Source organism: Gemella haemolysans, assembly GCF_001553035.1.
Classification (GTDB): domain Bacteria; phylum Bacillota; class Bacilli; order Staphylococcales; family Gemellaceae; genus Gemella; species Gemella haemolysans_B.
Window position 1 is genome coordinate 1 of sequence record NZ_KQ959940.1, and the last position, 13,477, is coordinate 13,477.

A 13,477-nucleotide genomic window follows, 5' to 3' on the forward strand; every position below is an offset into this window, starting at 1 on the left:
TTTTCCATGCCCCGGATTTAGTATACAACCATATTAAAAAAGCAACTTCAAAATTTTCTTACATTCAATTTTGAAATTGCTTTTTGTATTTATATTTTATTCGTAATCAATCACTCCAAGAGCAATCTTAGCATATCGTGACATTTTATCTTTAGTCCATGCTGGTTCCCAAACTATATTTACATCTACTTTCTCTATCTCATCAACACCTAGCATAGCCGTTTCCACTTGCTCGATAATAATAGGAGCTAAAGGACATCCCATAGATGTTAAAGTCATATCAACGATAGCATGCTTATTATCATCACTCATCTTAACATCATATACTAGTCCTAAGTTCATAATATCGATACCAAGCTCAGGGTCTATTACATTTTCTAATGCTTCTATTACTCTATCTTTTAATGTTTCCATTTCTTCCACCTCTTTACTATAACTCTCCAACAAATTTACCTTTACTTATTTGAATTTTCTATAATTACAGCTCCCTGTTCTGTTCCTTTAATACATAGTTTGCACATGTTTAAAAATAAACCATGTTCTACTACTCCAACTATACTTTCTAATTTTTCTTTTACAGATTTAATATCAAATCCATAACCTAAGTGTAAATCTACAATATAATTATTATTGTCTGTTATAAGAGTAGCTCCATCTTTTAATCTTAACACTGGTTTTAAGCCCGCTTCTTCCATTTTTCTTATAGTATGACTATACCCAAATGGTAATATTTCTACAGGTAGGTTAAAGTTCCCAAGTTTTTCTACATCTTTACTCTCATCATAAATCCAAATTACTTCACGAGCAATATCAGCAACTATTTTTTCTCTAAATAACGCTGCTCCTCCACCTTTTATCGCATTAAAATCCTTGTCAATTTCATCTACTCCATCGACAGCAAGATCAATATGATCAATCTCTTCTAGGTCTTTGATTGAAAGACCAAGGCTTTTAGCTAGTTCAACCGTTTGAATCGATGTTGATACCATTTCAACATTCAATCCTTCTTTTACTCTATCGGCTAGTGCATGAACAAAATAGAATACGGTCGAACCTGTCCCTAAACCAACGATCATACCATCTTTTACATATTCTACAGCTTTTTTACCAACAACTTCTTTTAGATTCATTTCGGTTCCCCTCTTTATGTATATGTTACTTTAAAATTATTTATATTCTACTAATAGATATTTCTTCTTACCGCGTCTAAGTACTGTAAATCCATCTTCTAGTCTATCTTTAGCTTCTACAACATATTCTAAATCTGTAACTTTATCACCGTTCACATAAACAGCACCATTGTTTACATCTTCACGTGCTTGACGTTTTGATTGTACCAGTTTGCTCTCAACTAGGAAATCTACGATATTGTATTCTTTTTTCTCTAATTCAGATTTTGGCATACCTTTAACAGCTGCTTTTAATTCATCGTGAGTTAGTTCTTTAATGTTTCCTGAGAATAATGCTTTTGTAATGTTTAATGCACTTTCTAATGCTTTTTCACCATGAACAATTTTCACCATTTCTTCTGCTAATGCTTTTTGAGCAAGGCGTAAGTGTGGTTCTTTTTCTGAGCTTTCTCTTAACGCTTCAATTTTATCTTTTTCTAAGAATGTAAATTTCTTAAGAGCTGGTACTACTTCTGTATCCGCAGTGTTGAACCAGAATTGGTAGAATTCATACGGTGTCGTTTGTTCTGGATCTAACCATACTGCTCCACCTGTAGATTTACCAAATTTAGTTCCATCAGATTTAAGCATTAATGGAATAGTAAATCCATATGCCTCAACATCTCCACGAAGTTTTCTCATGATTTCTAGACCAGTAGTAATGTTACCCCATTGGTCTGAACCACCAATTTGTAATTTAACATTATGGTGTTCATTTAAGTATGCATAGTCAATACCTTGTAAAATAGTATAACTGAATTCTGTAAATGATAATCCGTTATCTAGACGGCTTGAAATTGAATCCTTCGCTAGTAAGTAGTTGATGTTTACTAATTTCCCATAATCACGTAAAAATTCAATCATAGAAAGTTTTCCTAACCAGTCACGGTTATTTACGAATTCGATATTGTCATCTCCACGGAAAATATTACGAAGTTGCGCTTCAAGACGACGAGCATTATCTTCAATTACCTCAAGGCTTTGTAATTGACGCTCTTCACTTCTTCCTGATGGGTCTCCGATAATACCAGTTCCTCCACCTACTAAAATAACAGGTTTATGCCCATGCTGTTGAAATCTTTTTAATGTTAAAAATGGTAGTAAATGACCAATGTGTAATGAGTTACCCGTTGGATCTGTACCACAGTAAATCGATACACTTTCTTTTTCTAATAATTCTTTTATTCCTTCTTCATCTGTTTGTTGATAAACTAAATCTCTATATTTTAAATCTTCTAATAATTTACTCATTGAAATACCTCCATAAGAATTTTAATACACTTATCTCAATTATATCATATTTTTTACTTTTTCTTTTATCTTTTTCTTATATTTTAAAAACAAACTAATAAATTCTTAAGGGAATTCCTGTAGAAAAAAACTAGATTCTATCATTAAAAACAACTAAATCTTCTGAACTTAACTTATAACTTAAGAATATGGGAGTGACTCTAAAATCGTGATTTCCTAAGAAACAAAATTTTGACAAGTCACTTCCCGCAGTGGTTTATTAGATATCTAAAAAACTTTCATAAAGCGAATTTAAATATCAATAAACCACTGCAATCGTAAGTTCTCATATGAGTTTTTTCTAAAATTTAGAACTTTTTAGGAAATCGTCTTACCCGAAAATTAACTATATATCCTCCACTCTCCTAGCATATAATTTAGTTTTTCCTGTAAAGTTATGGTATAATAGAGCTTATAGTATGCAATCTAAGGAGATTTCAATGAAAAACAAGAAGATACTAACTTCTATAACGCAATCCCTCCTTCTTTCAACTGGACTTCTACTTAGTCTAAGTGCGGGGCTTGCTATTGGTTATGTGGGTGGCTTAGTTAAAGATCAACCTGTCTTAACTCAAAAAGAAATGAAAGATCAAATTAATAATATTAGTAAAAACAGTGAGGTCTACTTCGGAAGTGGAGAAAAATTAGGTACTATTAACTCCGAACTAATTAGGAAAACTGTCTCTTATGAAGAATTAGGAGATAATGTTAAAAATGCGATAATCGCTAGTGAAGATTCAAACTTTTATTCAAACAGTGGTGTTGATATCTTCGCCGTTATACGCGCCTCTCTTAGTGAAGTAACAGGAGAGAAAACAACAGGTGGTAGTACTATAACTCAGCAATTAGTAAAAAACCAGCTTCTTGATAATTCAAGATCTTATGAAAGAAAGGCAAAAGAAATATTACTAGCACTTCGTGTAGATAGTCATTTTTCTAAAAATGAAATCCTTGAAAATTATCTAAATGTTGCCCCATTCGGGAAAAATAGTTTAGGGCAAAACATCAGTGGAATCGAAACTGCAGCACAGGGAGTTTTTGGTGTTCACTCTAAAGATTTAAATATAGCTCAAGCAGCTTATCTTATAGGATTTGTCCAATCACCATACAGATACACACCATTTGATTCAGCTGGAAATATCCGTCCTGATGAAGAACTTCAAACAGGGTTTGAAAGACAGCAATATGTATTAGAACGCATGCTTTCAAATGAGTTTATTACTAAAGAACAATTTGAAGAAGCAAAGAAATTCGATATTAAAGGTGCCTATACTAAACAAAAATATTCAGAATATACTGATTATTCTTATATTCGTGATGAGGTAACAAGTTCAGTTGCAGAGATATTAGCTGAGCAAACTGCTAAAAAAAATAATAGAGAAGAAGAATTTAAAAATAATTCTGACTACAGAAATGAACTAATTGAAAAAAGTAGAATTAAATTCATAACTGGTGGTTATAAAGTAAAAACTACACTTGATAAAAAACTTTACGATACTCTTCAAGAAACGAAAAAACAATTCGCTTCTTACCCAACATATAGTCAAGGTGGGCGCGTTTATCCATTAGAAATTGGAGCATCGGTTATCGAAAATAGTACTGGTAAAGTATTAGCGTTTATTGGCGGTATGGATTACAAAAAACAACAACTTAACCACGCAACAAGAACTCGTCGTTCACCAGGTTCTACAATCAAACCACTACTAGTTTATGGACCAGCTATCGATAAAGGTTACATTACTCCTAACTCGACAGTTTTAGATAAGAGATTTAACCACTATGGTTGGAAACCTGAGAACTATGACATGTCTGAGCGTGGATACCTACCTGCTAGAGAAGCTTTAGCTAGATCTCTTAACTTACCTACTGTAAGGCTATACTCTGCATTTTATAAAGAGGATCCTGTCACAAATTATCTAGAGAAAATGGGTGCTGAAGGTCTTACAGAAAGTGATAAAACTAACTTAGCTACTGCTATCGGTGGTATGACTTATGGTCTATCTGTTACTGAGAATACTAGTGCCTTCTCTACTTTCGCAAATAAAGGTGAGCACAAGAAAGCACATATTATCGAAGAAATAGAAAATAATGATGGAGAACTAGTTTATAAAGCTGATTTCTCTCCAGTCAAAGTATTCGAAGAATCTACAAGTTATCTAATCGTCAATATGCTTGGGGATGTAATCAATAAGAGTTACGGTACATCTCATGATATGCCAAGTAAACTTAAATTCAATTCTAAAAACTTATTTGTAAAAACAGGGACTTCTGAGTACTATAAAGACCTATGGGTTGTTGGTGGTTCCACAAAAATAACTGTTGGTCTATGGAATGGATACGATAGTCCGGCAAAAGTTCCAAGTTATGACTATGCTCAAAGAAGCTGGATTGCAGTTATGAATGCTATTTATGCACTTGATAAAAACTTAATCGCACCAGATACTGCCTTTAGTCGACCTAAATCAGTCGTTGATGCAAGTATCAACGGTTATAACAATGCAAAAGGTGGTACAAAAGATATAGTACCAAATGGCTTTAAAGAACTATCTAAAGAAAAAACATTGGCAAAATTTGGTTATAATATAGATAAAGGTATTTCATTTAGCGATCCTTCAAAAGTCGTTGTAACAAAACCTGTTCAAAAAGAAGAGAAGAAAGAAGATAAAGACAAAAAAGATAAAAAAGATAAAAAAGAAGAGAGAGAAGAACGTACAGTAACAATTACTGAAACTTCTCCTCCACCAACTGTTATAACAGAAGAAGATGACGAGTAATATAAAAAGAGGATTGGGTATTTTGCTCAATCCTCTTTTTTATTATTTAAGCGTGTCTTACTCTCTTAACGCATCATATAAAGCTGGAAGATCGTGTGCTTTTGCTATTTTTCCCCAATTTCCTACATCATCTAAACCATTTGCATGAGTTACAGTATAAATAACTTTAGTTAACGTGTAAAACTCCTGTAATGGTTTTAATAAATTCTTAAGATTTGATTTATTTACATCGCACATAAGCTTCTCATAAAGAGTTGTAGCTGCTTTACTATCAGTACAATTTATTACATCATCAGGTATAATACCCGCATGGGCTAAGTACAATAAGTAATTATAAACAGCCTTAAATGTTCTATATGAATCTGTAATTCCTACTTCACTAGATGCTTTTATTCCTTTCTTATAAGAGAAATTACTGATTTGTTGTTGAATTGGATTTTTAATTTTTTCAATCAGTAATCCTATAAATTCATCTGTTACCTGTTTTTGATTCTCTACAACATTATCAGGAGTAATATTTTTCTCCAATAATCTATTATAAAAATCACAGAAAATTTTATCTAATTCATACGTATCTTCTTCTGTTAAAAATTCTTCAGGTGCAACAAAGTTTTTTATTATCGCTGGAAATTCTATAGTCTTCCCTACATGAAATGTTCCTACAGTCATATTTAACGATTGTATGAAATCATTTTTTCTTACAAAATTATATATATGATGAGCATTTTTTGCATAGTAATTAGAAGTGAATTCTTGGAGTTTATTAGTCGCCTCTAAATCTTTTTCTAAAAAATACTCTTCTAATTTTTTATTATATTTTTTATCATATTTTCTTAATTGTTTTAACTGTGGTAATGCTGTATTGAATGTATAAACTCGCTGGTATATTTTCTTAAGTAATTCTACGGTGATAGCTAAATGACCACCAAGAGAATGTCCAGCTGCGACTTTATAGCATACATCAAAGTCCGGAATCTTTCTTTTTAAAAATCTATTAAATAAACATGCTGAGTCTATCTGACTAGTGTTTTCTCCTGAAACTATTCCTGTATAATTGTAAAACCAATCGCTAATATCTTCACTCTCACTACCTCTATAAATAATAAGAAGTTCTTTAAGTTCTGGTATATAGATTGCTGTAGCTTGAAATCCATTTTTCGTAATCTTTGGAATTGATATTCCACTATTATACACTTCAATATCTTCAAATGTTTCTCCGGTTATATCTTTTATAATTCTTTTTATTTTATATTCTGCTGTACTCTGTTTCTTATTTCCTTTAATTAAATAATCATACTCCGCTAATTTTGCAATAAGCAAAGGATTATGGAAAAATCTTAACATCGTCGAATCACCTCTTTTATATAAAAACAATTATAACATATTTTATAGCGAATATAAAAATTCTATATCTTCCCATGTAATGAGAAAATATAGAATTTTATTAAATATTATACGTTAAATCTAAATAACATGATGTCGCCGTCTTTTACTTCGTATTCTTTTCCTTCAAGACGAACACGACCAGCTTCTTTAGCTTTTGGCATACTTCCGTATTCAACTAAATCATCATAACTTACTGTTTCAGCACGTATAAATCCTCGTTCGAAATCAGAGTGGATAATTCCAGCACATTCAGGAGCTAACATACCTTTTTTGAATGTCCATGCACGTACTTCTTGGACACCAGCTGTGAAATATGTTGCTAATCCTAGAAGGCTGTAACTTGCTTTGATTAATTTATCTAATCCACTTTCATCGATTCCTAACTCTTCAAGGAACATTGCTTTTTCTTCATCTTCTAGTGAAGCCATTTCTTCTTCGATTTTTGCACAAACTACGATTACTTGGCTTCCTTCGCCTGCAGCAAACTCACGTACACTTGCTACGTGTTTGTTAGAATCAACATCTAGTAAATCATCTTCACTTACATTAGCAACATAAAGCATAGGTTTCATTGTTAATAAATGTAATCCTTTTGCGATTTTTTGCTCTTCTTTATCTAATTCTAAAAGTCTAGCTGGTTTTTCTTCTTTAAGAATATCACGTACTTTAGCAAGTACTGCAAATTCTGCAACAGCATCTTTATCTTTTTGTTTAGCTTGTTTTTCAACACGTCCGATACGTTTTTCAACACTTTCTAAGTCTGCTAAGATTAACTCTAAGTTAATAACTTCAATATCGTATAATGGATCTACTCCACCAGCAACGTGAGTAATGTTTTCATCTTCAAAACATCTAACAACTTGACAAATTGCATCTACTTCACGAATGTGACTTAAGAATTTGTTTCCTAGTCCTTCTCCTTTAGATGCACCTTTTACGATACCAGCAATATCTGTAAATTCGAATGATGTTGGTACTGTTTTTTTAGGTTCTACTAATTCTGTTAATTTATTTAGTCTGTGGTCTGGTACTTCTACAATTCCTACGTTTGGATCAATTGTTGCGAAAGGATAGTTCGCTGCTAATGCTCCTGCTTTTGTAATTGCGTTAAAAAGTGTACTTTTTCCTACGTTTGGTAATCCTACTATTCCGGCTGTTAATGCCATAGTATTAATCACTCCTTTTCTTCATTAATTTCTTATATTACTTAGGCCTTGCCTACTCAACTTATCTATTATAACATAAAACACGAAACTTATCATTTATTATTATGCTATTTAAAAATATTTTGTTAATAATCATTAATCTTATTCGTTAGTATACTAAAAGATACTAACTATTATAAAAGTACGTACTTTACAAAATGTATTTTGGTATGTAAAATATATTACAAGATATAAATTTCTGTGAAAAAAATTAAAAGGATAATAATTAACTATGAAAAAATATAACTCAAATATTAAACTTGGAACTGCAACACTTAATGTTGTAAACTTTGAAAGACAGCTTAAATTCTACACAGAAGCTATGGGTATGACTATAATTTCAAAAAACGAAACGGAAGCTACTTTAGGTACTACTGATAATACTCCGCTTCTCCACATGAAAAAAGTCGATGGACCTCTTGTACGTTCTTACGGACTGTATCACATAGCCTATCTAGTTCCAGATGAGCAAAGTCTAGCAAACATACTGCGCCACTTTATAGATTCTAATATACCTTTAGATGGTGGATCTGATCACGGTTATAGTAATGCACTTTATCTAAGTGATATCGAAGGCAATGGAATAGAAGTATATTATGATAAAGATGAAAGTACTTGGGATATAAAAGAAGATGGTAGAATTATAGGAGTAACAGAACCTATTGATGCTACTCACCTACTTAATATTTCAAAATCTGTAGTGCCTTATACTTTACCAGTAGGAACTATTATTGGTCATGTTCATCTAAGTGTTCAAAACTCTACCATTTCTTCTAAGTTCTATCAAGAAGTACTAGGATTTAGTGATAAATTCACCGTGGCTAGTGCTAGTTGGATTGCTTACGGCAATTACCACCACCATCTAGCTGTTAATCAATGGGGAGGTCCTAATCTAAACCTTAGAGAAAAAGGAACTCCAGGTTTAGATCATTTTGAAATTCTATTTATTGATGATGTTGCTTACAATAAAGTTGTGGAAAATATAAAAAATAACAACACTAAAATCATCTCTGAATATGATAATAAGATTATTATTAATGATCCTAATGGAATTGAAATTCATTTAATAAAAGAAGTATAATATTTAAAAATCTTTATGTGGGTAACTCATCAAAACCAATTTCCTTGAAATCACAATTTTCGAGTCACTCACTTTTAGTTTTTATTCGCTTATTTCCCTATCTTTATGATATAATAAGAATATTATTTTAGCAGAAGGAGGAACTATGCAAGATTTTATAGCACAATTTGGTAGCTTTGCATCTATAGTATTTTTAATACTAGCATCTGTATTACCAATATTTTTATTCCCACCAGGGATATTCTCTGCAATTGGTGGTTATTTATTTGGTTTTACTCATGGTTTTATCCTTTCAATAATTTCTGCAATGATATATACTAGTGTGATGTTTCTTATCTCAAGATACTTCGCAAGTGACTACGTTGAAAAATACTTAGCTAAAAAACTATCGAAAAAACAATATGATACAATTTTCGGTATAAGTGAAAATAAACTAACAATGTTTCTAATAATCTATAGATTAATCCCAGTTCTTCCAAACAGTGTTATCTGTTACTCATATGGTTTAACTAGGATATCTTTTAAAAAATATTTTATCGGTAACATTATAGGGCTGATCCCTGGAAAAATGATCTGGTTACACTTTGGTACTACTCTAAATAATATTGGAAGTATGGAATTTTTATATGGAATAATTATTGTTTTGGCCTTTATGTTTATAAGCTCAAAAGTATCAAAAAGATTCAATAAATAAGTATAAAAGCTAGTGATTCTATTTAAAGATTCACTAGCTTTTTTATTTTATGAATTTTTTTCAACTATTTTTTTTATTTTTTTGTTAAACTCACGTCTTGGCATCATTATGTTATTATCACACTTTAGGCACTTTATCTTTATGTCAGCCCCCATACGTGTAATTTGCCATCTATTTGTACCACAAGGGTGTTGTTTTTTCATTTCAACTATGTCATTTAATTCATATTCCATAATCCAACCTCCTATTTTTCTTCATTTGATGTTAATAATGATTCAAACTCTTTATAGAAATCACGTCGTAATCTCGTTTCAATTTCATTTTTCTTTCCTACTTTAGCTTTTCCAATAACATGTATCGTAACAACATTATCTGCAATTTTTTCTATATAATCGATGTGTAATTTATCATTTTTATATAATAAATCATGATATTCTTTAGAGTTATTAGCATTACCTATTACTTTATTAACTCTCTCTTCAATTTTTTCAATAGACTCATCAATCTTAATTGGTAGTTCTACTAGTGCTAAGTTATACATTAAAGAATAGTTTACTACTTGATTAATAGTCCCATTAGGTATGAAGTATACTTCACCATCTTTAGAACGAATTTTCGTAGATCGTAATCCAAGTGACATTACATAACCCCCGGCAATAAAGGCTGCTTGATTATAAATTTTAACATTATCACCAACATCAAATTGTCCTTCAAGAATGATAAAAAATCCAGATATAATGTCTTTAACTAAACTCTGTGCACCAAAACCAATCGCAACAGATGCTATCCCTGCACTCGCCACAATACTTGTTGTATTAACTCCTAAGATTGATAAAACTTGAAAAAATGCAATAAAGTAGATTGTATAACGAACTGCACTTTTAACAAGTTTGTGTAACGTTTCTGATCTTTTCTCATTAAACTTTATATTAAATTTCTTATTAGCATTATCACTCGTTGTCATCACATAATCAATAATTTTATTAAAGATACGAACTAGAATTGATGCAATAATAAAAATTCCAATTATAAGTAATAGTTTTTCTAAAACTGCAATAAATAAATCAGTGTTGCTTAATGAAGTTTTGACTTTTTCAATAATGTTCATAATTATTCATCCTTGAATAACGAAATAATACGTTCAAATTCATCATTATCTTTGAACTCAATTTCAATCTTACCTTTTTTATTACGACTTTGTTTAATTGTTACAGAAGTTCCAAGACGCTTTTTAAGAATATTTTCTTGCTCTTCTATAAAAATATCCTTAGCTTTTGTTTTCCTAACTTCTCTTGGTTTTAATAACTTCGCTACATATTCTTCTAACTCACGAACAGACATTTTTCTTTTAACTACCAAAACGCAAACTTCTTCCATAGCTTTTTTTGTTTTTAATGAAAGTAGCGTTCGGGCATGAGCCGTACTTATAACCCCTTGCTCAAGTTTATTTTTAATTTCTGTAGGCAACTTTAATAAACGTAAACTATTTGCTATATACGGTCTACTTTTCCCAAGTTTCTTAGCTAATTCCTCTTGAGTTAGTGACATCTTATCCATCAGATTTTTATAACTTTCTGATTCTTCTAAAGCAGATAAATCTTCCCGTTGTAAGTTTTCTAGTACAGCAAAGACCATCATTTCTTCATCTGTCATCTCTTTAATAATAGCTGGAATTTCTTTTCTATCTAGTAGTTCAAACGCTCTATAACGACGCTCACCTGCTATAATGTAATACCCTTTTACAGCTTTTTTTACAATAATAGGTTGTAATAAACCATTTTTTTCGATAGATTCTTTTAATTCATTTAATTTTTCTTCATTAAAATAAGTACGTGGTTGATATGGGTTCTTTTTGATCTCATCAAGTGCAATTTCCACTATCTTATCATTATCCGTAACTATCTCAACATTTTCTGTAGCGAAAATAGCTTCAAGTCCACGTCCTAAACCTTTACCTAATTTCTTAGCCACGCTCAATCACCTCTTTAGCTAATGATAAATATTGTTTTGCTCCATTAGAATTTTTCGCATATTCAATAATTGGTTCTCCAAAACTTGGGGCTTCACTTAAACGTACAGTTCTTGCGATAACTGTTTCAAATGCTTTATCTTTGAAATGCTCTCTTACCTGCTCTGCTACTTGATTAGATATATTTGTTCTACTATCAGTCATAGTAAGTAATACCCCAAAAATATCCAATTTAGAGTTAAGATGCTTTCTTACTATATTAAATGTATTCATAAGCTGACTAAGGCCCTCTAAAGCATAATATTCTGTCTGTACAGGGATAATTACACCATCAGCTGCAGTTAATGAATTTAATGTAATAAGTCCTAAAGATGGAGGGCAATCGATTACCACATAATCATACTCATCTTTAATTTCAGATATTGCATTTTTCATGCGTTGCTCACGGCTAATTGCTGAAACAAGCTCAACTTCTGCTCCCGCCAATGCAATACTAGACGGAACAATATCAAGATTTTCATATGCAGTTTTTATAATAGTATCATTAATATTAACCTCATCTACAAGTATATTATAAATTGATTGGTTTATAGCTGCCTTATCTACACCAACACCACTAGTTGCATTAGCCTGTGGATCAGTATCAATTAATAAAACTTTATTTTTAAGATGCGCCAATGAAGCTGCTAAATTTATTGAAGTAGTTGTTTTTCCTACTCCACCTTTTTGATTACATATCGCTAATATTTTCATCATTTACCTCTTTTTTGACAAAGCGCGGCACAGTAACTTTAATAACCACACTTTCCATAGTTTCTTCTTCTTCTTTGTTTAAATTTATATTATATTTCTCTTCTAATTTAGCTATTTCTTTTATAAGCTTAGATATAATTTTTTGTCCATCATAATTTACAGTTGGATTAAAAACTTTTGTGTCTTTTTTGATTTTTAAATATGTATCAATTTTTTCTTCAGTTTGAGATACATTTAGATTTTGTGATAAAATTTGAATCAATAATTTCTCTTGGGCAGAAGAATCTAACTTAACCATAGCACGGCCGTGACGTTCAGTAATCTTCTTAGTATTTATCGCATCAATAACCTTTTTACTTAATTTTAATAATCGTAATTTATTAGCTACAGTGGCTTGAGTTTTCCCTAAAGACTTAGCAAGCTCATCTTGAGTAAGTTTATTAATTCTAAGTAACTCTTGATATGCATGTGCCTCTTCAATTGGTGTTAACTCTTCTCTTTGTATATTTTCAATTAAAGCTAATGTAGCCATCTGTTCATCGGTTAGTTCTTTAACAATCGCTTTTGTCTTTGGATACTGTAAATATTTAATAGCTCTAAGACGCCGTTCACCGGCAATAAGCTCATAGAATCCATCCCCTATATCACGTACAGTAATAGATTGAAGTAATCCATTCTGTTTAATCGATTCAGCAAGTTCTTTAATCTTCTCTTCTGTAAATTCTCTTCTCGGTTGATATTTATTTGGTACAATCTTTTCTACTAAAATTTCTCTAAGTACATCATCATCCGAAATACCCACTTTCTCAGCTCTTTGTGTTAAATCATATAGTTTACTAAATGGTTTTACACTTTCAGTCATATTTTACCTCCTGTAACCCTTTATACATTACTACAATATCATATTTAAAACCTTTTGTCAAAAATATTTCCCGATATATACTATCTAATAAAGCTTATAAAACAATACTTTAAAAGAATATTTCCTAAGTTAAGTAAACAATTTTTTAAAGACAATAAAAAAAAGTGTAATCATAAATGATTACACCTTGTACAGGGACGGCAGGAATCGAACCCACACCAAAGGTTTTGGAGACCTTTGTTCTACCGTTAAACTACGTCCCTAAGAATGGTGGGAAGAAGTGGATTCGAACCA

At 31.2% G+C, this 13,477-nt stretch carries 13 protein-coding genes and 1 tRNA gene; 3 read left to right on the top strand and 11 right to left on the bottom strand.

All coding sequences use genetic code 11. The features are described from left to right. Nucleotides 1–96 precede the first annotated feature (96 nt). From HMPREF3186_RS02835 to tyrS, 3 genes are read right to left on the bottom strand one after another with little or no spacing between them, the layout of a single operon-like run. Entirely contained in the window at nt 97–414 is a 318-nt protein-coding gene (locus tag HMPREF3186_RS02835; protein ID WP_003147395.1) for a metal-sulfur cluster assembly factor, read from the bottom strand. Nucleotides 415–455: 41 nt separating this feature from the next. Beyond that, nucleotides 456–1,130 carry a ribose-5-phosphate isomerase RpiA gene (gene rpiA / locus HMPREF3186_RS02840; RefSeq protein ID WP_060913853.1) on the bottom strand — a complete coding sequence of 225 codons (675 nt, stop codon included), beginning with the start codon at nt 1,128–1,130 and terminating at the stop codon, nt 456–458. A 36-nt stretch (nt 1,131–1,166) separates the two neighbouring features. Further along, the gene (gene tyrS, locus HMPREF3186_RS02845) at nt 1,167–2,420 is read right to left on the bottom strand and encodes a tyrosine--tRNA ligase (protein WP_060913854.1); all 1,254 of its coding nucleotides are present in this window, start codon (nt 2,418–2,420) and stop codon (nt 1,167–1,169) included. A 479-nt stretch (nt 2,421–2,899) separates the two neighbouring features. On the opposite strand from tyrS, the gene HMPREF3186_RS02850 reads away from it, so the two are divergent. Further along, the gene (locus HMPREF3186_RS02850; RefSeq protein ID WP_060913855.1) at nt 2,900–5,233 is read left to right on the top strand and encodes a transglycosylase domain-containing protein; all 2,334 of its coding nucleotides are present in this window, start codon (nt 2,900–2,902) and stop codon (nt 5,231–5,233) included. Nucleotides 5,234–5,290: 57 nt separating this feature from the next. Here the strand turns inward: HMPREF3186_RS02850 and HMPREF3186_RS02855 are convergent, their stop codons facing one another. Both HMPREF3186_RS02855 and ychF read right to left on the bottom strand, forming a co-directional pair. Next, nucleotides 5,291–6,577 (bottom strand): DUF6792 domain-containing protein, encoded by a 1,287-nt coding sequence (locus tag HMPREF3186_RS02855; protein WP_060913856.1) that lies wholly within the window; start codon nt 6,575–6,577, stop codon nt 5,291–5,293. A gap of 107 nt (nt 6,578–6,684) precedes the next feature. Then, nucleotides 6,685–7,785, bottom strand: coding sequence for a redox-regulated ATPase YchF (gene ychF, locus HMPREF3186_RS02860; RefSeq protein WP_060913857.1), 1,101 nt, complete (start codon nt 7,783–7,785; stop codon nt 6,685–6,687). Between the two features lie 271 nt (nt 7,786–8,056). On the opposite strand from ychF, the gene HMPREF3186_RS02865 reads away from it, so the two are divergent. Both HMPREF3186_RS02865 and HMPREF3186_RS02870 read left to right on the top strand, forming a co-directional pair. After that, nucleotides 8,057–8,905, top strand: a complete 849-nt coding sequence (locus HMPREF3186_RS02865; RefSeq protein ID WP_060913858.1) for a VOC family protein — start codon at nt 8,057–8,059, stop codon at nt 8,903–8,905. A 145-nt stretch (nt 8,906–9,050) separates the two neighbouring features. Beyond that, nucleotides 9,051–9,599, top strand: a complete 549-nt coding sequence (locus HMPREF3186_RS02870) for a TVP38/TMEM64 family protein (RefSeq protein ID WP_060913859.1) — start codon at nt 9,051–9,053, stop codon at nt 9,597–9,599. A 47-nt stretch (nt 9,600–9,646) separates the two neighbouring features. On the opposite strand, the gene HMPREF3186_RS02875 is transcribed toward HMPREF3186_RS02870, so the two are convergent. The 6 genes from HMPREF3186_RS02875 to HMPREF3186_RS02900 form a co-directional block, all read right to left on the bottom strand. Continuing rightward, on the bottom strand, nt 9,647–9,832 hold the full coding sequence (locus tag HMPREF3186_RS02875) for a DUF951 domain-containing protein (RefSeq protein ID WP_003143961.1): 186 nt from the start codon (nt 9,830–9,832) through the stop codon (nt 9,647–9,649). Nucleotides 9,833–9,843: 11 nt separating this feature from the next. Beyond that, entirely contained in the window at nt 9,844–10,707 is an 864-nt protein-coding gene (locus tag HMPREF3186_RS02880; RefSeq protein WP_060913860.1) for a mechanosensitive ion channel family protein, read from the bottom strand. Between the two features lie 2 nt (nt 10,708–10,709). Further along, nucleotides 10,710–11,570, bottom strand: a complete 861-nt coding sequence (locus HMPREF3186_RS02885) for a ParB/RepB/Spo0J family partition protein (RefSeq protein ID WP_060913861.1) — start codon at nt 11,568–11,570, stop codon at nt 10,710–10,712. Continuing rightward, complete coding sequence (locus tag HMPREF3186_RS02890; RefSeq protein WP_060913862.1) at nt 11,563–12,321, bottom strand: ParA family protein; 759 nt, start codon at nt 12,319–12,321, stop codon at nt 11,563–11,565. Before HMPREF3186_RS02890 ends, HMPREF3186_RS02885 begins: the two co-directional genes overlap by 8 nt. Continuing rightward, a complete protein-coding gene (locus HMPREF3186_RS02895; protein ID WP_060913863.1) occupies nt 12,299–13,183 on the bottom strand; it encodes a ParB/RepB/Spo0J family partition protein in 885 nt (294 codons plus the stop codon). Before HMPREF3186_RS02895 ends, HMPREF3186_RS02890 begins: the two co-directional genes overlap by 23 nt. 192 nt (nt 13,184–13,375) lie before the next feature. After that, a tRNA-Trp gene (locus HMPREF3186_RS02900) sits at nt 13,376–13,446 on the bottom strand. Nucleotides 13,447–13,477 lie beyond the last annotated feature (31 nt).